This is a genomic window from Streptomyces flavusporus (genome assembly GCF_046267975.1).
Lineage (GTDB): Bacteria > Actinomycetota > Actinomycetes > Streptomycetales > Streptomycetaceae > Streptomyces > Streptomyces flavusporus.
This window is the reverse complement of record NZ_CP176503.1, coordinates 1,040,056-1,060,568: the sequence shown is the minus strand read 5'-3', so window position 1 is coordinate 1,060,568 and position 20,513 is coordinate 1,040,056. Positions and strand designations below refer to the sequence as shown.

Sequence of the window (20,513 nt, the reverse complement as noted above, 5' to 3'; positions counted from 1 at the left end):
GTGGGTAATACCGTCGGGGTACACCCGCTCCTGGAGGCCGCCGTATGACCGAGCACCCCGCAGACCCACCGCTGTCCGGCATCACCGTCGTCAGCGTCGAGCAGGCGGTGGCCGCCCCCTTCGCCACCCGTCAGCTCGCCGACCTCGGCGCCCGGGTCATCAAGGTGGAGCGCCCGGGCGGCGGCGACTTCGCCCGCCGGTACGACACCACCGTGCACGGCGAGTCCAGCTATTTCGTCTGGCTCAACCGCTCCAAGGAGTCCCTCTCCCTCGACCTGAAGTCGGACCGGGGGAGGCGGGTGCTGGACCAACTCCTCGGCGGAGCGGACGTGTTCGTGCAGAACCTCGCGCCCGGCGCGGCCGCCAGGGCGGGCCTGGGCAGGGAGGCCCTCGCCGAGCGCTTCCCGTCGCTGATCCCGTGCTCCATCACCGGCTACGGCTCCACCGGGCCCTGGGCCGACCGCAAGGCGTACGACCTGCTCATGCAGTGCCAGACGGGCCTGGTGTCGCTGACCGGCAACGAGCACGGATCCGCTCGGGCGGGGATCTCCGTCGCCGACGTCGCCGCCGGGATGTACGCCTACTCGGGCATCCTCACCGCCCTGTTCACCCGCGCGACCACGGGCGTGGCACGGGCCGTGGAGGTCTCCCTGTTCGAGGCGCTGGCCGAGTGGATGGGCCAGCCCGCCTACTACACCCGGCACGGTGGCACCCAGCCCCCACGCCTCGGCACCCAGCACGCCACGATCGCCCCGTACGGCACCTACACCGCGGCCGACGGCAAGGAGGTCCTGTTCTCCATCCAGAACGAACGCGAATGGGCCGCCCTCTGCGAGCAGTTCCTCAGGCGGCCCGACCTCGTCGACGACCCTCGCTTCGCCACCGGCTCCGCACGGGTGGCCCACCGCACCGAGCTGAACGCGATCGTGGCCGAACGCTTCCGGGAGTCCGACAGCGGCGAAGTGAGGAAACTACTGGACGAGGCGGGCATCGCCAACTCCGAAGTCAACGACGTCAAGGAGTTCCTGGCGCACCCGGTGCTCAGCGCCCGGGACCGCTGGCGGGACATCCCGCTCCCCGGCGGAGCCCGGGTACCGGCCCTGCTGCCGCCGGTCGATCTCGCCGGTACGGCACCGCGCATGGGGGCCGTACCGGCCGCGGGCGAGCACACCGACCGGATCCTGGCCGAACTGGGCTACACCGCGGCGGACATCGACGAACTGCGAGCCGACCACGTCATCTGAACTCCCCGCCCCCGTACGCCGTTCGCGCCTTCACCCGGAAGCGGCCACGGTCACCGCCTCACGGGACGCCGGCGCGCGGTCGGTTATGGCGGAACCCTACGGTTGCAGCACATATCTGCCCGTATAAGGATGAAAAGGTCTCTCCCCGGAGGTGACCCATGTCTGTACGCGGTCAGGCTGTCGGTCAACGGTGTCCAGCACTTCCTGGAGACAGAGCCACGTGTCAGCCTGCTCGACGCGCTGCGCGAACATCTGCACCTGACCGGGGCGAAGAAGGGCTGCGACCAGGGCACGTGCGGCGCCTGCACGGTGTGGGTGGACGGCAATCGTGTGCTGTCCTGCCTCACGCTCGCCATGACCTGCGAGGGACGTGAGGTGACCACCGTCGAGGGACTGGCGGAGGGCGATGAGCTGCACGCCATGCAACAGGCGTTCATCGCCGAGGACGCCTTCCAGTGCGGCTACTGCACTCCGGGCCAGATCATGTCGGCCGTGGCGCTGCTCAAGGAGGGCCATGTGGGCGACGACGCCGAGATCAAGGAGTGGATGAGCGGCAACATCTGCCGCTGCGCGGCCTACCCCCACATACGGGCCGCGATCCACGCTGTCCGCGACGGAGCCTAGAAGGCTCATGAAGATCTTGGGGTTCTGGTCCCGCCGCGTGAGCGGCGGGACCAGACTTGTTTTCGTGGTGATGGGGGAGTGGGCCGGGGAGACGGTCGGTCCGGATGTGTGGGAGATCTGCCGGGAGTTGATCCCGGCGGGGAGTGTGTTCGCGTTTCTGGCCGAACATCGCGGTGCGTTGTTTCCGGCGGAGATGTTCGCGGACATGTATCCGTCGGCGAACGGGCGGCCGAGCATGCCGCCGCAGATCCTGGCCGCCGCGATCACGTTGCAGGCCCTGCACGGGCTGTCGGACTTCGAAACGGTCCAGGAACTGCGGTGTGACCTGCGGTGGAAGGCCGCGTGCGGGCTGGGCCTGAACGACATGGCGTTCGATCCGTCGCTGCTGGCCTACTTCCGCCGTTGGCTTTCCCGTTCGGCTCGGCCGAACCGGGTCTTCGAGGCTGCTTGAGTTCTATCGGTGGTTGCGAACGCCTCGGAAGGAGAGCGTTCGGATGCCGGAGTACGCCCCCAACAAGATGCCGACCGCGGTGAAGAAGCGGTACTTCGAGCTGCTGCGGGAGGGCTACAAGGGTGCGGCTGCCGCCCGAGTGGTTGGGGTATCCGCCAGCTGTGGTTCGAACTGGTTCATCGAAGCTGGAAGCATGATCGTCCCCGACCCCGGCCCGGTGTCGCCGCGCTTCCTCACCCAGAACGACCGCATCGCCATCGCCGACGGCCTGCACGCCAAGCAGACCGTCAAGGAGATCGCCGCAGCCATCGGCAAGAGCTTTCAGACCGTCTACCGGGAGATCAAGCGCAACGCCAAGCCGGACGGCAGCTACCACCCGTGGTGGGCGCACAACCAGGCCCTGCTGCGGCGCCACCGCCCGAAGGAGGAGAAGATCCGCGGCAGCGAGCCGCTGCGGACGCTGGTACGCGAGAAGCTCACCGAGAAGTGGTCACCGCAGCAGATCGCGCGCTACCTGGCCCGCGAGTACACCCACGACAGTGCGATGCGGGCCTGCCCGGAGACCATCTACCGGGCCCTGTTCGCCGGCCTCCTCGGCCGCCGCGACGCCAAGCTCCGCACCGGCCGCACCCGTCGCAGGAAGCAGCGTCGAGGCGTCCCCACCCTGAACAAGATCAAGAACATGACGCTGATCCATCAGCGCCCTCGGGAGGTCAACGACCGTAAAACTCCCGGGCATTGGGAGGGCGACCTCATCATCGGCCGCGGACAGAACTCGGCGATCGGCACCCTGGTCGAGCGCACCACCCGCTACGTCCACCTGATCCACCTGCCGCACGGCTGGAAGGCCCCGCAGATCCGCAACGCGCTGATCACGCAGACCGCCCACATCCCGCCCCAGCTCAGGAAGACGCTCACCTGGGACCAGGGGCGCGAGCTGACGCTGCACGAGGAGATCGAGGCGCTGACGGGCTTTCGGATCTACTTCTGCGACCCGCGCTCGCCCTGGCAGCGCGGAACGAACGAGAACACGAACGGCCTGCTGCGGCAGTACTTCCCCAAGGGCACCGACCTGTCCGGACACACCGCCCGGGACCTCCGTGAGATCGCCCGACAGCTCAACCACCGACCCCGCATCGTGCTCGGAGACAAGACCCCCGCCGAGGCCATGCGAGAATCCCTGACAGGCCCATTGACCAGGTGATTCGCAACCACTGCTGGAAACCGCCTCAACGACGGGCTCCAGGTAGTGGAGAACTGGAACTCCGCCAACCACGACCTGTTCTACGGCAAGGACAGCGACCTGACCGGCTCCGACAAGGAGTCCCAGGAGGTCTCCATGCTCGCCCTGCATCTGCTCCAGTCGGCGTTGGTGCACGTCAACACCCTGCTCCTCCAGGACATCCTGAGCGAGGAGAAGTGGCAAAAGCGGCTCACGGACGCGGACCGGCGGGCCCTGTCCCCGCTGTTCTGGACCCACATCAACCCCTACGGCCGATTCGAGTTGGACATGAACAACCGGCTTGGCCTGGCCCTCGGGGCGGCCGTTCCCGGCCCCCGCACTGCACCCGATGCGGAGACTGTCAAGCCAGCGGCGTACCCTGCGGCCGCGTCGGCATCATGAGGAGCATGGACGACATGCGTTACGTCCTCAGCGAGGACGAGATCAATGAGCTGCTCAACTGCGACCGCGGCGCTGGATGGGGCCCGGACGACAAATACAAGTGGGTGCGCTGAATATCCCGGACGCCTGGGCGGGGCCGTACGCAGCCTGCCCGGGCCACTGGAGCACGTGCGGCGCCACGTCAGGAGAGGTCACCTGACGTGACGCGGGTGCGGTTGTCCATCCGGGTGGTGAAGCCGCTCGCGATGTCGCGGGTGAGCAGGAGCAGCGGTTCGGGCACCCGGACACCTTTACTGGATCCGGGCAGCTCCGGCTCGCCACCTCACAAGGAAGGTGGCGACAGCCCACTCCGCAGACCGCCCTGAAACAAAATCACCGGTTTCTACGAAACCCGGGCAGCTCAAGCAGCCCACTCAGTCTGCTTTTGGTCTCCAGAATGGTGCGGCACGGCGGGCGGAATGCGCCGCGAGGAGGCCGATGGCCACGGCGGCCAGGGAGAAGCCGGTGGCTGCGGTGGCCAGGACCGGCCAGGAGAATCTGCCCTCCCGCAGGGAGATGACGAAGAACAGTGAGTGCCAGTTGGTGATGAAGGTCGCGAGGGCGGTCGCGATCAGCAGCGGCACAGTCAGATACCACAGGGCGATCGTACGAAAGACCTGGTCGTTGCCGGTCAGAACGCTCAGTGGTGCCAGCCCCGCCCTGATGCGTACGAACTCTGCGGCGGCGCTGATCAGCCCCGCCACGAGCAGCAGTGCCAGGCCGGTACCGCCGAAGAGGAAGAGCCAGTTGTTGAGCTTGTTCTTCTGTTGAGCGCCGATCACCCAGGTTTCTCCGGGCGTGTCGACGTTGATGCCAGGATGGGCAGCGTAGGCGGCTTTCTCGATCTCGGCACGGTGCCCGGGTTCATCGGTGGTGACGATGAGGGACCCGTTGATCTGACTGACGGACAAGTCGCCGCTGACGGCCCGGACAGTGAGGTTGCCTGCGTAGGGACGGGCCAGTTCTTCCAGCCGGGGATCGCGCGTGGCGACCTGCTGTGCGGTGGCCGGACAGGGCAGGCGCAGGGACTTCAGGTCGGGGCAGGATCCCGCCAGGTCGATGCGAGGGTGGTCACCTTCAGGATGGGTGGTCGCGACCAGGAGATGCGTCCCGTCGGGAAGGTCGCGTGAGAAGTTCTTGACGGCGCCGGAGGTGAGAGTGCTGCTGTGGACGGTGTAAAGAGTGTCGCCGACGCGTTGGGTGATCCGCTGTGCGGCGGCGGCGCTGTCTCCCAGGCGGCTGTTCCAGACCTGGAGGTGGCTGATGAGGCCGATGCCGATGATGAAGACCACGGAGAGGCGCACCAGGACGCCCGGGTGGGCTGCGGTCCAGCGGCCTGCGATGAGCCGGCCGGGATTCCCGTTGCGGTAGCCGCTGGCGGCGATGCGTTTGCCGTTGGCGATGGATAGCTGGGCGATCACTGAGGGCAGCGTGGCCCACATCAGGACGGTGCCAGCCAGGAAGATAGCGATGTCCGGGCCCTTTGGGGCGTACTGGCTGAAGGCGATCGCCAGGACGCCGACCACGCACAGGGCCAGGCGCCATTTCGGCAGCCGTGAAGTGGATGTGCTTGGCCGGGTGGCCGTCTTGGAGCGTTGCACCCGGTGCAGGATCACGACCAGCAGCAGGGTAAGGACCAGGGATACGGCGAGTGCGCCGGCCAGTTCGGGCCACGCCCGGCGCGTGTCGGCTGTGTTGATGATGTAGCCGGTGCCAGGCAGGCGGACATCGGTGGCCAGCAGCAGTGCGGCCGGGATGAGAGCCACCAGGGTTCCGGCAGCGGCCGGTACGAAGGCCTCCCCGATGTTGATCACGGCTCGGTGGGCCCAAGAGGCGCCCAGGGCGTTGATGAGCTGGCTTCGGCGGTCACGGGTCGCCGATCCGACGCGGGTGGCCACAACCAGCAGTGCCAGGGCTGGTACGGCCATCAAAACGGCGATAGCACCGCCGGTTTCGACCGCTGTGTGAGGATAGGTCTCCTGGTTCATCGGGAAGAGTTGGCCGAAGCCGGTGATGTACTGCCAGGACTCTGCTGTGGGGTCAGCCGGCGGGTGAGCAATGCTCAAGACCTGTGGATCGGCTCGGGGAGGACGTACCTTCCCGGGTGATTGATCGATAGGTCACCGAGCAAGACCGGTGTTCGCAGCACCGGCCGGGAAGGCACGAAGGATGCTGGCCGCCGCGCTGGAGGCCGAAGTCAACGCGTACATAGCCGAGTTGGCCGACCAGCGGGACGAGCACGGCCGACGGATCGTGGTCCGCAACGGCTACCACCAGCCCAGAAGGTCACCACCGCGGCTGGCGTGGTGGAGGTGAAGGCGCCGCGGGTGAACGACAAACGCGTCGACGAGGCCACGGGCGAGCGCAAGCGGTTCTCCTCCGCGATCCTGCCGCCCTGGTGCCGCAGGAGCCCGAAGATCAGCGAGGTGCTGCCGCTGCTCTACCTGCACGGCCTGTCCTCCGGCGACTTCGTGCCCGCGCTGGAGCAGTTCCTGGGCAGTTCGGCCGGGCTGTCTCCGGCCACGGTCACGCGGCTGACCCAGCATTGGCAGGCCGACCACGCCGCGTTCATGGACCGCGACCTCGCGGAGGTCGACTACGTGTATGTGTGGGCCGACGGCATCCACCTCAATGTTCGCCTGGAGGAGGCCAAAGCCTGCGTACTCGTCCTCGTCGGCGTGCGCGCGGACGGCAGCAAGGAGCTGGTCGCGCTCAAGGACGGCTACCGCGAGTCGGGCGAGTCCTGGGCGGACCTGCTGCGCGACTGCGCCCGCCGGGGGATGCGTGCCCCGGTCCTGGCGGTCGGCGACGGGGCTCTCGGCTTCTGGAAGGCCCTGGCCGAGGTCTTCCCCGCCTCCCGGCATCAGAGGTGCTGGGTTCACAAAACGGCCAACGGGGCCTGTTGCGTTTTCGCCTGCTGGGGCTTGTGGGATTTGGGAGACTCGGCGGGTGGCCAAACCGGCTCATCGCCACCGGCAGGCAGCATTCCCTGCAGCAACGGGCCGCAGCCGAGCCGGCCCAGGGACCGCCACCGGCGGACGCCGACCCGATCCGCGCCATGGACCACCGTCTGCGCACCCCGCACGGCGCGGCCGCCTATCGCCGACGCGGTCCGATCGCCGAGACCCCCAATGCCCAGCTCAAGGACCTCATCGGACTGCGACGCTTCGCCCGACGAGGCTTGCAGGCCGTCCAGGAGGAGTCACTGCTGGCGGCACTGACTCTCAATCTGCTGACTCTGTTCCGCACCGCACCCGACTCCCTGCCGCACAAGACCCGGACCGTGGCCGGATAGCGGTGAGGGCGGGCCGCCCCGCCCGGCTTTCCCCAGCTCCTCAATGCCATGCCCCAGCAGGCGAAAACGCAACAGGCCCAACGTGCTCAATGCTCTGCCGAAGTCGGCCCAGCCCGGCGCCCGCAAGGCGCTTCAGGACATCTACAACGCCGAGGACCGCGACCTCGCGGTCAAGGCGATCAAGACATTCGCCCAGCTCTACGGCGCGAAGTTCCCCAAGGCGGTCAAGAAGATCACCGACGACGAGGCCGAGCTGCTGGCCTTCTACGACTTCCCCGCCGAGCACTGGATCCATCTGCGGACGACCAACCCGATCGAGTCCACGTTCGCCACCGTCCGCCTGCGCACCAAGGTCACTCGCGGGGCCGGCTCCCGCACCGCGGCCCTGGCAATGGTCTTCAAGCTCGTCGAGTCCGCCCAGCAGCGGTGGCGGGCGGTAAACGCGCCTCACCTCGTCGCCCTCGTTCGTGCCGGGGCCCGCTTCGAACGCGGCCAACTGGTCGAGCGTCCCGCCACGGCCGCGGCATAGGGTCTGGTGCACCATGACCGACCACCACACCTACGGCACCAGCACCCACACCGCCGACGAGCTGGTCCGGCTCGTCAGCGACTGCCTCGGGCTGCTCTTCACCGAGCGCGACAGCAACTACCGGGGCGTCTACCACCTCGCCGGCAGCCCCAACGGACGGATCGAGATCCAGCCCACCCCGATCCTCGGCGACGACGGCGAAGACGACCTCTACGCTCCGGAACACCCGGCGGCCCAAGTGCTGTTGCTCACCACCACCCCGACCCCGCACCCCGCCCTGCAGGCCCGCCTGGGCTCCATCGAAGGGCTCATCCACCTGAACCACGAGACCGTATGAACAGCTACTGATCCACAGCTTTTGACAATTGCTCCGTCGAAAGCCGACCCGGCCGATCTGCTCAGCCGGGCCAACTCCGCACTGACCGCCGCTGGCCAGCCGGAGCTGGCCGTGCTGGAGCTCGCGGTCATCGAAGCGGACATCCCGGTGGGTCCCACTGAGAAGACGCTCAAGCGCCAGCTCCGTGAGAAGTACGCCGAGCTGCCCGCTTACCTGGCCTCGGCGACGCCGGGCCGGGTGGCCACAAACGATCGTGAGCGCGTCAAGAGCCAATAACCTGTCGGCCGAGCCGACAGTCCGTCCGTTCCGGATTTCGCTCGCGCGGCCCCGACCGACGGCCCGAACCCCGGAACGGACGCCCGGCTCCCGACGCCACCAGGCGTCCAACCGACCAGATATGTGAGAGAGACAGACAGCCATCATGCGTGTTCACGGACTGACCGCAACCCTGCCCAGTGGAGCGGCGCGGAAGCCAATCCTGCTGATGACACTCGGATCGTTCGCACTGGGGACCGACGCCTTCGTGATCAGCGGCGTCCTGCCCTCCTTGGCGAAGGGCCTGGACGTCTCACTGGAGGCAGCGGGTCTGCTGGTCACCGTCTTCGCCGGTGTCTACGCCCTGTCAGCGCCCTTCCTGGCGGTTGCCACGGGCAGCCTGGACCGGGGCAGGGTACTGATGATCGCGCTGTCCGGATTCGTGGCGGCAAACGTGCTGGCCGCGGCTGCCCCGAACTACACCGTGCTGATGGCTGCCCGTATCGTGGCGGCGCTCTCCGCCGCCATCTTCATGCCCGCCGCGTCGGCCAGCGCTGCGGCCGTCGCGCGCCCCGAGGAGCGCGGACGGGCGCTCACCACTGTGCTTGGCGGACTCACGCTCGCCAGCGCCCTGGGGGTACCCATCGGTACGATCATCGGCAACACCGCCAACTGGCGTGCCACGTTCGTCCTGGTCGCGGTCCTCAGCTTGATCGCCCTCATCGGCCTGGCGCGGGTGTTGCCCCCGACGCCGGCGACGAACATCCCCTCCCTCGCAGACCGGGCCCGTGCCGCCAAGCTCCCCGGTATTCCCACGATCCTGCTCGGCAGCATGCTGACTTACTGCAGCATGTTCGCGCTCTACGCCTACATCCCCTGGTTCGCGGAGCATACAGCGGGGATCGGTTCCGGTGCAGTCTCCTGGGTGTACCTGCTCTACGGTCTGTGCGGTGTGCTGTCCAACATGGCAGCGGGCTGGCTGATCGACCACTACCCGCCCCGCCGGGTCGCGATTCTCGCCTCGGCCCTGATGGTCATCTCCCTGGGGCTGCTGACGCTTTACGCCTGGGCGGACATGGGCGACACGATCGTCAGCGGCGTGCTGCTGTACGTGCTGATCGCGCTCTGGGGACTGATCGGCTGGGTCATCAATCCCGCCCAGCAGAAGCGGCTGATCATCACCGCAGGTCCGCGGGGCCCGGTAGCGCTGTCACTCAACGGTTCCGCCGTCTATGCGGGCCAGGCCGTGGGCAGTCTCGCCGGCGGCTTGATGCTGACCCATGGCAGCACCTGGTTGATGGTGACGACCGTGATGCTCCAGATCCTCGCGCTCCTCGTGTTGTGCCTGCCCGCCCCATCCGGGACGCACGTTCCCGCAGCCGAGGCGGCCGGATCCGCCAAGGCCCACGAGACCGCAGAGTCGTCGGGGTCCGCCAAGACCACTGAGGCAGCCGGACCCACCGACGCCCGCTGAACCTGCGAACAGTCCTCGCCGCGCAGGCCCCCGATGCTGAGGCCCGTTCGTCCGTACCCCGAAGGAGAACCATGTGCGACGAGACCCTTGACTCCATATCGGCCGATGGAGCCCACTGACCATGACCCATGAAGTGGCGATCACTGGATACGGCGTTTTCACCGCATTCGGCTTCGGTGCCGAGGCACTGCGCGTAGGAGTGTTCGCGGGCCACCCCGATTTCAGACCCGTCACCCGCTTCGACTCGGCTCCCTACTTCGCGAAGTACGCGGCGGAGTACACGGGGGACGGGCCCGAGATCCCCGGCGTACCGGTGCGGCCCGGTTACACTCCGGGCCAGTCCGAAGTGCTCCTCGCCTGCGCCAGGGCAGCGTTGGAGATGGCCGGTTCCGACGGAGCCGGGGCAGCGGTGCTGCTGGGTACCAACGGCGACCACTCCACGGGGCGGCACTTCTGGGAGGACATACAGGGCGGACGTACGCCCGGCGCCCCTCGGACACTGGACAGTCTGGCGAGCATGATCCCGCACCGGCTCGCCGAGGAACTCGGCCTGGGTGCCCCACGGCTGGCCTTCGTGAACGCTTGTGTCGCAGCAACCAACACCATCGCGCACGCCGCGCAGTTGATCCGTACGGGCGCCGCGACCACAGTGGTGTGCGGTGGCGCGTCCATGGTCACCGAAGACGTCTTCGCCAGGTTCGACTCCGGGAAGGCGCTCACGCAGGAGGACAGGGTCCGCCCCTTTTCGCGGGGCCGCTCCGGGCTGCTGCAGGGTGACGGCGCGGCCGTCCTGGTACTGGAGTCGGCCGCCGCGGCGCGGGCTCGCGGCGCCGAGGTCCTGGCCAAGGTCTCCGGATGGGGCATGACAGCGGACGCGCACCATGCCATTCAGCCTCATCCGCAGGGCGCCGGACTCGCCGCAGCGGCGCGGACCGCGCTGCTGCGGGCCGGGGTTGCCCCTGAACAGGTCGGTTACGTGAATGCTCACGGCACCGGAACCGAGCTCAACGACGTGGCCGAAACAGCGGCCCTGCACGCGGTGTTCGGCCCGCACGCACTGAGCATCCCCGTGAGCTCCACCAAGAGCACCACCGGTCACATGCTGGAGGCCACGGGCGCAGTGGAGGCCGTCATCACCCTGCTCGCCCTCCAGGACGGGCTGCTTCCGCCGACCATGGGGCTCGATGAACCGGACCCGGAGTGCGACCTCGACTACATACCCGGCACCGCTCGCCTGGCCCGGATCACGCACGCTCTCTCCCTCAATGCCGCCTTCGGCGGGGTCAACGCGGCCCTGGTGCTGGAGCGGGCACACTCATCGGACGATCAGAAGGAGTCGGTGTGACGACAGCAGCATCGGTGGTCGCCCCCCGCCTCTCAGTGGTCGCGACGGCGGTACGCACTCCCTGGGGCGAAGCAGCCGAGGGCCTGCCGGGTGCCGCGGACGTGGCCCTGCCCAAGGTCAGAGGCTTCGTCGGCTCACGGTTCGGCCCGCTGGTGCACGCAGTCGGCACTGCCTGTCTCGGAGAGCCGGAGACGTTCGCCGGTGCCGACGGCTCGGCCGGCCGACGGACCGGGATCGTCCTCGCGACGATGTTCGGCGACACGGTCACGGCCGACACGTTCACCCAGCACATGATCGCAGGCCACGTACACAACCCCCTTCTGTTCCTCCAGTCGGTGCCCACCTCGATCCTCGGTCACCTGACGAAGCAGTACGGGATCACAGGGCCACTCAACTGTGTCTCGGGTGGCGCGGACCTGGCGGTCGAGGCCCTTCGCCTGGTCGATGTCCTGATGGGCTCGGGCGATGTGCACCAAGTTCTCGTCGTGGGCGTCGAGTCGGCCCCGAACGAGCGGGTTGGCTGGGTGACCACCTCACTGGCCGGGGAGGCAGCCTTCGGTGGGCTGCCCGCCAATGACGTCGCCGTGGGACTGCTGCTGCGGCGGAGCGGCCCGGACGACGGCCTGTCCCGGCTCCCGGCCGTGACCAGCGATGTGTTCCCACAGGACGGGACGGAAATTCCGCCGGAGTGGGCTGCGGCCTTCGGCTGGCTCACCCCACTGGTCGTGCTCTGCGAGACCTATGGGAGCCCGGTCGCGTGACGGGATTCCCTCGTGCACTCCTGCGGGTGCTGGTGCGGTCGGGGCGGTCCGTCAGATGCCCCGACCCACGGGACCTCGCAGTCCTCTCCCCCGAAGAGAAGGCCAGGGCACGGCGCTTCCGGGAACCCCGCCGAGCGGCGGCGTACGCGGCAGCGCATGCCGCCGCCCGCCGATGCCTGGGCGAGCGGCTGGGCAGCCCCGCCGGGGAGATCCACTTCGGCCGACGCCCGTGCCCCGGCTGCGGCAAACCAGACCACGGTCGCCCGGTCGTCGATTGGCCGCGCACCTCGTGGGAGTCGAGTCTTTCCCGGTCTGGCCCCCACTGGTTGTTCGCGGCCGCAGACGGCGTGCGGATCGGGGTCGACATCGAACGGGTCCGGCCCGTCAGCCTGAACACCCTGAGCTCCGCCGTGCTGAGCGAGGCCGAGCGGGACTATCTGGCAGACATCGAGCCATACCTGCGCCAGGCCGCCTTCATACGTTGCTGGACCAGAAAGGAAGCCGTCGTCAAGGCCAGCGGCATCGGTATCGAAGCCATCCTGTCGCAGATCGACGTACAGCCCTGGGAACCGAGAGCCGTCGTCGAACACCGAGTCGCGGGGTGTCCCACCGTCACCTGGGCCATACGCGACTTGCCTGCCGGACCTGGCTACTCTGCCTCCCTCGCATTGCCCGCGGAAGCCCAGCCGCTGCTCGACTTCGGCCGGGACCGTGGCGCCCCTTCACCGACCGATATCGCCGTCGCCCAGGAGGCAACTCAATGGAGACCACCACCGCCGGTACGGGTGAGAACCGCCCGACCGACACCATGACGCCCCGCATGCTGTCCATACCGCCGCACCTGGCCGACAAGCAACTGGCCACCCGCATGGGCATCGAGATCACCTCATGGGATCCGCACCGGCTGGTCGGCACGATGCCGGTGGAGGGCAACCAGCAGCCCTTCGGCTGGCTGCACGGTGGAGCGAACGCAGTGCTCGCAGAGACGCTCGGCTCGATCGCGGCCAGCCTGCACGCCGCACCGAAGGGCGCCGTGGCAGGACTCGAACTGTCCTGCACCCACCACCGCCCAGCCCGAGGAGGCATCGTGACCGGCGTGTGCACGCCGCTCCACCAGGGCACCCGAGTCGCCACGTACGAGATCGCGATCAGTGACGACCAAGGCAGTCTGACCTGCTCGGCCAAGCTTACTTGCATGATCAACAGTCGTTGATCATGCAACTGTTGCCGAGCGGACTTCTCACTGGGGGGCCTGTTGATGGGACAGCAGGCTGGCGATGGCTTGGACGGTGTCGCCCATGTGCTCGCGGAGGCCGAGGTGGCGGGCCAGTGCCCACCAGTTCTCCAGATGGGCGATGAGATGCTTGCTCCTGGGCGAACAGCTTTCGCGCGCGGGCCTCGATGGCACGCAGCGACGGATTGCCCCGCTCCACCCTCAGACGGCTCAGGTGAGCAGCCTGATCCCGCAGCGCCTCCTCGTACGTGCCCGCCCGGTCGGTGGCCTCGGCATGCTCTGCCATGGGCTTCGTCCCACCCACGTTGTCCCAAGTCATCGGCAGCATAGGGGCTCCGGACCGAACAGCACCGAACTTGACGGAACAGTCTCGTACAACCCCTGCGGGACGCGGTCGTTCGGTGGGATTCGGCCGAACACCCACCACGTATGGAGGAGTTGCGTGAGTGATCGGCGTTCGCCGGATCCGTTCGATGCCTGCAGGTCAGAGTGGTGAAGAGGGCCAGAGTCGAGGCATGTCCCCTCCACCTGACACCTTCCTGTCCCTACACATTGCCGTCGTCCTCCTGGCAGCCGTCGTCATTGGCATGGTCATCGGTTGTCTGACGGTCCTCACCGGGGCCCCGGTCGCGGCGGCTGCCATCGCGGGTGTGTCTAGCGCCGGCGGCAGCGTTCCGGCCCTGCGCACCCTCATCGGATGATCACCGGCACCACCGCTCCAGCTGTGAGCGGCGCCGCGCGGAGCGGGCGCGCGGTGTTCGGGGGCGGGGGACTTCCGAGCGCTTGAGCTTCTGCCCGGACCCGGTTTTTTCGCATTCAGGGCATGTGGTGCTGTCGATGGACGCGTGTCAGAATTTGTCTCACCCCCTTGTCTCTCGAGATGGTCGTCTCACTTCTTCATCGGAGGATCCAGAGTTGGGGCAGATCGATACCCGCCTCATCCAGACCGCGGTCATCGGAGGCCGCGACTCGGACCAGCCGGTGATCCTTCCTGAACAACCGCATAACTTAGATGAGTTCATCCACCAGTTCGGGAGGGACGACTTCTGGTGCGGCACGCTGCTCGGCGGCTGCGGAGAACCGCTGCGTCCCAAACGGTATGTGACGAGGGTCTGTCACTTCGCCCACGAAGCCGACCCCGGCCGCGGGGAGTGCCACCGGACCAGCCACAGCGCGGACGGCGCCGACCACCTGTTCGTCAAAACCCATGTCACTCGCTGGTTGGCCGGACAGGGGTACGCGGCCCAGGGTGAACTGCGCAGCTTCGGGCACTGCCACGGCGATGCCGTGGACTTCCGGCTGCGTCGCACGAGAACGCATCTCCGGTTCGAGCTGCACTCGGAGGACTACCGGAGCTGGCGCAAGGCGGCGGACAGTCTGGGTGCGAAGGAAGGCCGTATCGAGTGGGTGTTCGGCCGGGACGACGCGCTCGCTCGCGACATGATGGCGCGTCGCGGGTACGCCCTTCTCGTGCGGTGCGAGACCGAGGGCAATGACCGTCGCGTGTTCATCGGCACCGCGACCGACGGGAAGAAGACGCCCTGGGTTCCGCTGGAGCACTGCCGGATGACCGAGAGCGGCCTCGTCACGCCCGCGCTCGAGGAGCTGCGTGCCGAGGGGGCGATCCGCGACGACGGCATCGGCCGCGAGCCGCTTCCCGGCAGCGTGGTCCTTCCCCGCGGACAGGTCGTGTTCGCGGTGGACACGGAAGCGGCACCCCTGGCCTCGTCACCGTTGGACATGCCTGGCAGGCGCCTGATTCCTGGCTTCGTCAAGCCGGCGGGAAGCCGCATCGTTCGGGCCCACCTGTCCCTGCCCGACACGGTGCCGCCTCCCACGGACCAGTACGTCTACCAGCTCGCGGGTTCGGTCCGGCTGCTGGTCACGGACGTCGTCGAGGGAAACGGCTCCTCTTGGGCGGTCCGCGCCGACACCCTGGTACGGCTCAACGGCCTGGAGGCAGAACGCACCGGGTTGTGGCGTCCCAGCGTCGCGCTCGACGAGAAGTACGTCCCGGCGGCCCGCGCCTCCAGCGCTTGTGAGCGGACCCCGCTCACCGAATCCGCGCCCAGCGGGCCCAAGGCGCCGGAGACCGCACCGGGAAAGGCGGCCGACGAGCTCACGAAGGTACTGGAGGAGGTCGCGGCGAAGGGTGCGACGATCACGTGGAGCGTTCTGGCCGAGAGGCTAGGCAGGTGGGTCCACGACCTGCCGAACCCCGGGCGCCAGGAACTGCTGGTCGAGGTGGACAGGCCGCGGGTGCCCGATCACCCACTGCTGAGCGTCCTGGTCGTCACCCACTTGGGCAGGCCCCTTTGGTACCTGGGCCAGGTGCTGAAACGCCTCGGAGCCGCCGAACCGGCCTCGGAGTTCGCCCTGCAGCAGTGGGCGGCGGCCGAGACCAGGAAGACGCACGAGGCGTACGGACACCGGAGGGCACGCGCGTCGGTCGCTCCGCCGTCCGCTGCGAAGCGGCCGGCCGCCGGGGAGCGGGCACCCTTCGCAAGCGACGTGGAGCAGGCACACCGAAGACGCGCGGAGATGAGGGAGAAGCTGGAGGAGGCGGCGAGGACCCGGGCCCGGACGAAGGGGACGCGAGCCCAGCGCCTGGCACAGGCGATTCGGCAAGGAGAAGAGCATCTCCGCCGGTACGAAGAAGTCCGCTCCCAGAGGAGGGCCCTCCGTGACTGGCTAGGAGAGGGCGACCGCGTCCTGGACCTCCTCATCGGTCTGATCGGCCGCCCCATTACCGTCACCTCGGCCAAGGCGGAGCGTCGGGCCGTCGCTCCCGACCCGAAACCGTCCAAGGCCCTTGCACCGAAGCCGGTCGAGAAGAAGGATCCGAACCTCAGGAAGATCCGGCGCCTGCTCGGTGAGCTGGACCGGACCCATGGGCACCGGCCCACCCAGGACCTGCTGCGGCTGCTCGACGAGATCGGGGAACATCGCGATCAGCTCGCCCGACCACTGCCCGCCGCGGAAACCAAGCTCGTCGAGCGGTGGCGGAGCAGGCTGGAGGACCGAAAGTCCGCCGAGCGCTCCGCCCAGGCGGCCGCCGCCTCGCGGAACACATCGGCGCGGACGGGACGCACCGCCGAGCCACCGCAGGACGACCGCCTGCCGGCCGACAGGATCGAGAAGCTGGCCCCCACGGTCCGCGACATCCTCCAAGAACTGGCCCGCACCGACGGCACTCCCCTGAGCTGGGGCGACCTCCGTCTTCGGGCGGGTGGGCAGCTCCCGTTCCTGCACCCCGACGACCAGGTCGCGTTGCTTGTCGTGGCGGACCGGGGCACACCGGCTGACGAGCCGCTCCTGTCCACACTGGTCGATAATTCCGTAGCCGCCCCGCACCGGCTCTATCGCCAGGTGCGCCTCGGTCTCGGCCGGGAGCCCGTCCCTGATGCGGAGCTCGAGACTCATCGGGCCGTGGAGGCTCTGCGGTTGCGGCAGATCTGGCGTTACCGGCGGTGAGTCGGTATCCCTTCCGGCGCCCGCGACGGGGCGAGGGCGAAGCCGTGTGCGTCATGCTTCGACCGGCGTCGTCAGCACCGCCCGGACGGTCTTGCCGCAGGGCGGGTGGGGGACGGTATCCCAGTGGTCGGCGAGGGCGGCAAGAAGCGCCAGGCCACGGTCGCCGGTCTGGAGCGCGTCGGGTTCGGTGTTCGCCAGGAGAGGTCGCGGGTGGAGGTCCAAGCAGGCGTTCTGACCTTGATGCGGAGGCGGTGGGCGGTCGGGTCGAGGACGGCGTGAGCTGGAAGCAGCGGCCGTGCACGCGGCCGTGCAGGACGGCGGTGGCGACCAGCTCCGCGACTACGAGTTCGGCACTTCATGGACGAGTTGGAGGCCGATGGGCCACGGACAACCAGGTGAACATCTTTCGCACCCGTAACCGTTGTCATCCGAGACTGTCATGCGCCTTGGGCATGGCGAAGAGGGGAAATGACGCGGAAGCGCTCGATCGTGTGGTGGGGGAGCGTGCTGGTCGGCTCTCCCGTCCCGCTCTCGCACTCGCCCGCGAGCCGGGATCGAATCACCCCCGAGCAGGCCCAATGCCGCCGACTCTCGACATGCCTGATGAGACGTCAGGTAAGTCAGCATCCACTCAGCATCAGTCCCGTACGGTTCCTCGCGCGTGCGCCTGGTCGGTGGCTTCGCGGCAGCCTGGCTGGCGCAGAAATGCGCAGGCGGGAAGCCCGGTCACAGCAACGCACGATTTTCCTAGAGGTCTTCGAGCCGAAGGCATGCCGATGTACAGTGAAGGACGCCCCTGACCTGCAGAAAGCTGGCAGGGAGCCGTCTTCTAGGAGTTAGGGCTTTGTTAGGTCCTGTGGTGGGGTTCGGGTGCTGGTGCGGGTTGGCCGCATATCGAGCAGGCGCCGGTCCAGGTGGCCAGGAGGGCCTGGAGTTCGCGGAGGACCGCGTAGAGGGTCAGGCCGGCGCAGGGGCTTTTGGGTCGAGCCTGAGCATGGTGCAGAAGGCCTGGGCGAGGGACGCGAGGGTGACGTGGCGGTGCCAGCCGAGGTAGTTGCGGCCCTCGAAGTGGTCCAGGCCCAGACCGTCCTTGAGCTCGCGGTAGTCGTGCTCAACTCGCCATCGGGTCTTGGCGATTCGTACCAGTTCGCGCAGTGGGGTGTCGGCGGGAAGCGTCGAGAGCCAGTAGTCGGTTGGCTCGGCGGAGTCGGGTGGCCACTCGACGAGCAGCCAGCAGTCGGGCAGGGAGCCGTCGGCGGCGCGGCGGATGGTGCGGTTGGCCGGTCGGACCCGCAGGGCCAGGAACTGCGAGCGCATCTCGGCGTTCGGGTTGCGTCTGGTGGCCTTGCTGCCCTGGCGCCAGGTGACGGTGCGGGTGGCCGCTCGGCCGACGGCCAGGGCCAGGGCGCGCAGGGTGGTGTGCGGTTGGGGGTAGGCGGACACGGGAGGGCGGCCCTGCCCGGAGTACGGCGGGCGTTGGGGTGTGGCATTGCCGGGGTGCGCGGTCGTGGTGGCTTTGACCGCGACCGCGTAGGTCAGGCCGCGCTCGGTCAGGCCCTCGCGAAAGCCGGTGGCGTCGCCGTATCCGGCGTCGGCGGCGACCGGAAGGTCGGGCAACTCCCAGTTGTCGCGCACCTCGTCGAGCATGTCCAGCGCCAGGCGCCACTTCTCCCGGTGCCGCTCGGTGTCCGGGATTCCCGCCTTGGCGCGGCGGCGCCGGATCGCCTCGGCCATCAGCGCGTCCTCGCCGTACTTGGTGTCGTCCCAGCTCTCGGGCAGGAACAGGCGCCAGTCGACAGCCGATGACGCACGGTCACTGACCAGGTTCACACTGACGCCGACCTGGCAGTTGCCGCGCTTACCCAGGGCGCCGCAGTACATCCGCGCCACCCCCGGTGAGTCGTAGCCGTCCTTGGGGAAGCCGACATCATCGATCGCGTACGCCTCGGGAGAAATGTGCGCGGCAGCCCAACGGGCCAGCCGCTCACGGACCTTGGAGTAGTCCCAGGTGGACGATGAGACGAACTGCTGCAGCTGCTGGTGGTCCACGCCCAGGCGCTCGGCCATCGGCTGCATGGACTTGCGCTTGCCGTCCAGCATCAGCCCGCGCAGATACAGCTCGCCCTTGGCCCGCTGGTCCCGACGCGCCAGCGAACCGAGCATCTCCGCCGCGAACGCCTCCAGGCGCGGGCGGACCGTCTCCATCTCCTCAGGTGTCACACCTGACAGAACATCACAATCTACCTGACGATGATCAATCGGGGTACCTAACAAAGCCCTACTAAAGTGCTGCGAACTTTGATCAAGTCCAAGATCCACCGAGCCACCGTCACCCAGGCCGACCTGCACTACGTGGGATCGGTGACCATCGACGCCGAGCTGCTGGACGCCGCCGATCTGCTGCCCGGTGAGCTCGTGCACATCGTCGACATCACCAACGGCGCCCGGCTGGAGACGTACGTCATCGAGGGTGAGCGCGGCTCGGGCGTCGTCGGTATCAACGGTGCCGCGGCCCGTCTGGTCCATCCCGGCGATCTGGTGATCATCATCAGTTACGCTCAGGTCACCGACGCCGAGGCGCGGGCACTGAAGCCGCGGGTCGTGCACGTGGACCGCGACAACAGGATCGTGGCCCTGGGGGCCGACCCGTCCGCACCGGTGCCGGGCTCGGACCAGGAGCGCAGCCCGCAGGCCGTGTCGGCCTGACCTTTCCGACCAGGAGCGTACCCATGAGCGACATCGAGATCCGCGACGACCGGGCGACCGGCCGCCTCGAGGCCCTCGGGGACGGCGGCGAAGTCGTCGGCCACATCGAGTACTTCGTCCTCGAAGCCCCGGGGCGCGCCCTGGTCCCCGTGCACACCATCGTGGAACCGGCGCACGAGGGGAAGGGCATCGCGGGCTCGCTGGCGCGCGAGCTGTACGCCATCGCGAAGCGTGAGGGCATCGTCGTGGCCCCGCTGTGCCCGTACGTTGTGAAGTGGGCGGAACGCCACCCCGAGGAGGCCCCGGCGGCCGACCCGGAGCTGCTGCGGGCGGCGAAGCAGTGGCTGTCCGCGCACCCCGGCCGGTTCTGAAAGAGGGAGCCCTCACACATGCTCGCTCTCCTGCACACCTCACCCGTTCACGTCCCCGTCTTCGACGCCCTGCGCGACGAGGACCACCAGGGCCTGGAACTACGGCACTTCGTCGACGAGGAACTGCTGGACCGAGCCCGTGACAAGGGCCCCGAAGCGGTGGCGGACGACCTGCGCGCGGTCCTGGAGCGGGCGGTCGCCGACGGCGCGCGGGCCGTGCTGTGCACCTGCTCGACCCTCGGCGGCGTCGCCGAGACGGCCGGCGTCGGCGTCGGGGTGCCGGTGCTGCGCGGTGACCGTCCGATGGCGGCCGCCGCGGTGGCCGCGGGGTCCCGGGTCGTCGTCCTCGGGACGCTGGAGAGTACGTTCGGGCCGACCGTGTCGCTGATCGAGGAGGAGGCCCGCCGCGCCGGACGTTCCGTCGAGGTACGGCCCCGATTGGTGGAGGGCGCGTGGCAGCGGTTCGAGGCGGGCGACACGGAGAGTTACGCACGTCTCGTCGCCACCGCGGCCGACGAGGTCACCGACGCCGACGCGATCGTCCTCGCCCAGCCCTCCATGGCCCCGGCCCAGCATCTGACGACGACATCGGTCCCGGTGCTGTCCAGCCCGCGCCCGGGGCTGGCGGCGGGGGCACGGGCGGCGCGGACCGGGCTGTCGCGCTGACGTCGTCCGGACGGACCCCAGGGGTCCACCTGGGCCACGCGGTGACTCCGGCGAGTGACTGGCGGCGCTGGGCCCCGGGTAGAC

20 protein-coding genes and 3 pseudogenes are annotated in these 20,513 nt (G+C 68.6%); 20 read left to right on the top strand and 3 right to left on the bottom strand.

Annotation, left to right across the window (positions count from 1 at the left end):
- Window positions 1–44: 44 nt before the first annotated feature.
- From ACKTSN_RS05400 to ACKTSN_RS05380, 5 genes and pseudogenes are all read left to right on the top strand, one after another.
- Window positions 45–1,244: a CaiB/BaiF CoA transferase family protein gene (locus ACKTSN_RS05400; protein ID WP_409468021.1), complete on the top strand. Its 1,200-nt coding sequence runs from the start codon at window positions 45–47 to the stop codon at window positions 1,242–1,244.
- A 129-nt stretch (window positions 1,245–1,373) separates the two neighbouring features.
- Window positions 1,374–1,868: a (2Fe-2S)-binding protein gene (locus ACKTSN_RS05395; RefSeq protein ID WP_409468020.1), complete on the top strand. Its 495-nt coding sequence runs from the start codon at window positions 1,374–1,376 to the stop codon at window positions 1,866–1,868.
- A gap of 7 nt (window positions 1,869–1,875) precedes the next feature.
- Window positions 1,876–2,319: a transposase gene (locus ACKTSN_RS05390; RefSeq protein ID WP_409468019.1), complete on the top strand. Its 444-nt coding sequence runs from the start codon at window positions 1,876–1,878 to the stop codon at window positions 2,317–2,319.
- Between the two features lie 43 nt (window positions 2,320–2,362).
- Entirely contained in the window at window positions 2,363–3,523 is a 1,161-nt protein-coding gene (locus ACKTSN_RS05385; RefSeq protein ID WP_409468018.1) for an IS30 family transposase, read from the top strand.
- Between the two features lie 33 nt (window positions 3,524–3,556).
- Window positions 3,557–3,943, top strand: a pseudogene (locus tag ACKTSN_RS05380) (Tn3 family transposase); the annotation flags it as partial.
- Between the two features lie 413 nt (window positions 3,944–4,356).
- Here ACKTSN_RS05380 and ACKTSN_RS05375 read toward each other — a convergent pair.
- Window positions 4,357–5,910 (bottom strand): permease, encoded by a 1,554-nt coding sequence (locus ACKTSN_RS05375; protein WP_409468017.1) that lies wholly within the window; start codon window positions 5,908–5,910, stop codon window positions 4,357–4,359.
- Between the two features lie 232 nt (window positions 5,911–6,142).
- Between ACKTSN_RS05375 and ACKTSN_RS05370 the strand changes: the two are divergent.
- The 12 genes and pseudogenes from ACKTSN_RS05370 to ACKTSN_RS05315 form a co-directional block, all read left to right on the top strand.
- Window positions 6,143–6,876, top strand: a pseudogene (locus ACKTSN_RS05370) (IS256 family transposase); the annotation flags it as partial.
- A gap of 164 nt (window positions 6,877–7,040) precedes the next feature.
- Window positions 7,041–7,277, top strand: a complete 237-nt coding sequence (locus ACKTSN_RS05365) for a transposase (RefSeq protein ID WP_409468016.1) — start codon at window positions 7,041–7,043, stop codon at window positions 7,275–7,277.
- Between the two features lie 79 nt (window positions 7,278–7,356).
- Window positions 7,357–7,806 (top strand): annotated as a pseudogene (locus ACKTSN_RS05360) (transposase); the annotation flags it as partial.
- A gap of 13 nt (window positions 7,807–7,819) precedes the next feature.
- Window positions 7,820–8,143 carry a hypothetical protein gene (locus tag ACKTSN_RS05355; RefSeq protein ID WP_409468015.1) on the top strand — a complete coding sequence of 108 codons (324 nt, stop codon included), beginning with the start codon at window positions 7,820–7,822 and terminating at the stop codon, window positions 8,141–8,143.
- 21 nt (window positions 8,144–8,164) lie between these two features.
- Entirely contained in the window at window positions 8,165–8,419 is a 255-nt protein-coding gene (locus ACKTSN_RS05350) for a hypothetical protein (RefSeq protein ID WP_409468014.1), read from the top strand.
- A 208-nt stretch (window positions 8,420–8,627) separates the two neighbouring features.
- A complete protein-coding gene (locus ACKTSN_RS05345; protein WP_409468013.1) occupies window positions 8,628–9,872 on the top strand; it encodes an MFS transporter in 1,245 nt (414 codons plus the stop codon).
- A 121-nt stretch (window positions 9,873–9,993) separates the two neighbouring features.
- Window positions 9,994–11,217 carry a beta-ketoacyl-[acyl-carrier-protein] synthase family protein gene (locus tag ACKTSN_RS05340; RefSeq protein WP_409468012.1) on the top strand — a complete coding sequence of 408 codons (1,224 nt, stop codon included), beginning with the start codon at window positions 9,994–9,996 and terminating at the stop codon, window positions 11,215–11,217.
- The gene (locus ACKTSN_RS05335) at window positions 11,214–11,978 is read left to right on the top strand and encodes a ketosynthase (RefSeq protein ID WP_409468011.1); all 765 of its coding nucleotides are present in this window, start codon (window positions 11,214–11,216) and stop codon (window positions 11,976–11,978) included. The genes ACKTSN_RS05340 and ACKTSN_RS05335 overlap by 4 nt, the downstream gene beginning before the upstream one ends.
- Window positions 11,906–12,790 (top strand): 4'-phosphopantetheinyl transferase family protein, encoded by an 885-nt coding sequence (locus ACKTSN_RS05330; protein WP_409468010.1) that lies wholly within the window; start codon window positions 11,906–11,908, stop codon window positions 12,788–12,790. Before ACKTSN_RS05335 ends, ACKTSN_RS05330 begins: the two co-directional genes overlap by 73 nt.
- Window positions 12,739–13,191 carry a PaaI family thioesterase gene (locus ACKTSN_RS05325; RefSeq protein ID WP_409468009.1) on the top strand — a complete coding sequence of 151 codons (453 nt, stop codon included), beginning with the start codon at window positions 12,739–12,741 and terminating at the stop codon, window positions 13,189–13,191. Before ACKTSN_RS05330 ends, ACKTSN_RS05325 begins: the two co-directional genes overlap by 52 nt.
- A gap of 536 nt (window positions 13,192–13,727) precedes the next feature.
- The gene (locus ACKTSN_RS05320) at window positions 13,728–13,913 is read left to right on the top strand and encodes a hypothetical protein (protein ID WP_409468008.1); all 186 of its coding nucleotides are present in this window, start codon (window positions 13,728–13,730) and stop codon (window positions 13,911–13,913) included.
- Window positions 13,914–14,127: 214 nt separating this feature from the next.
- Window positions 14,128–16,686, top strand: a complete 2,559-nt coding sequence (locus ACKTSN_RS05315; protein WP_409468007.1) for a hypothetical protein — start codon at window positions 14,128–14,130, stop codon at window positions 16,684–16,686.
- Between the two features lie 51 nt (window positions 16,687–16,737).
- Here the strand turns inward: ACKTSN_RS05315 and ACKTSN_RS05310 are convergent, their stop codons facing one another.
- A complete protein-coding gene (locus tag ACKTSN_RS05310; protein WP_409468006.1) occupies window positions 16,738–16,908 on the bottom strand; it encodes a hypothetical protein in 171 nt (56 codons plus the stop codon).
- Between the two features lie 735 nt (window positions 16,909–17,643).
- Entirely contained in the window at window positions 17,644–18,906 is a 1,263-nt protein-coding gene (locus ACKTSN_RS05305) for an IS701 family transposase (protein ID WP_409468005.1), read from the bottom strand.
- Window positions 18,907–18,972: 66 nt separating this feature from the next.
- On the opposite strand from ACKTSN_RS05305, the gene panD reads away from it, so the two are divergent.
- From panD to ACKTSN_RS05290, 3 genes are read left to right on the top strand one after another with little or no spacing between them, the layout of a single operon-like run.
- Window positions 18,973–19,392, top strand: coding sequence for an aspartate 1-decarboxylase (gene panD, locus ACKTSN_RS05300; RefSeq protein WP_409468004.1), 420 nt, complete (start codon window positions 18,973–18,975; stop codon window positions 19,390–19,392).
- A gap of 23 nt (window positions 19,393–19,415) precedes the next feature.
- Complete coding sequence (locus ACKTSN_RS05295) at window positions 19,416–19,763, top strand: GNAT family N-acetyltransferase (protein WP_409468003.1); 348 nt, start codon at window positions 19,416–19,418, stop codon at window positions 19,761–19,763.
- An 18-nt stretch (window positions 19,764–19,781) separates the two neighbouring features.
- Complete coding sequence (locus ACKTSN_RS05290; protein ID WP_409468002.1) at window positions 19,782–20,429, top strand: aspartate/glutamate racemase family protein; 648 nt, start codon at window positions 19,782–19,784, stop codon at window positions 20,427–20,429.
- Window positions 20,430–20,513 lie beyond the last annotated feature (84 nt).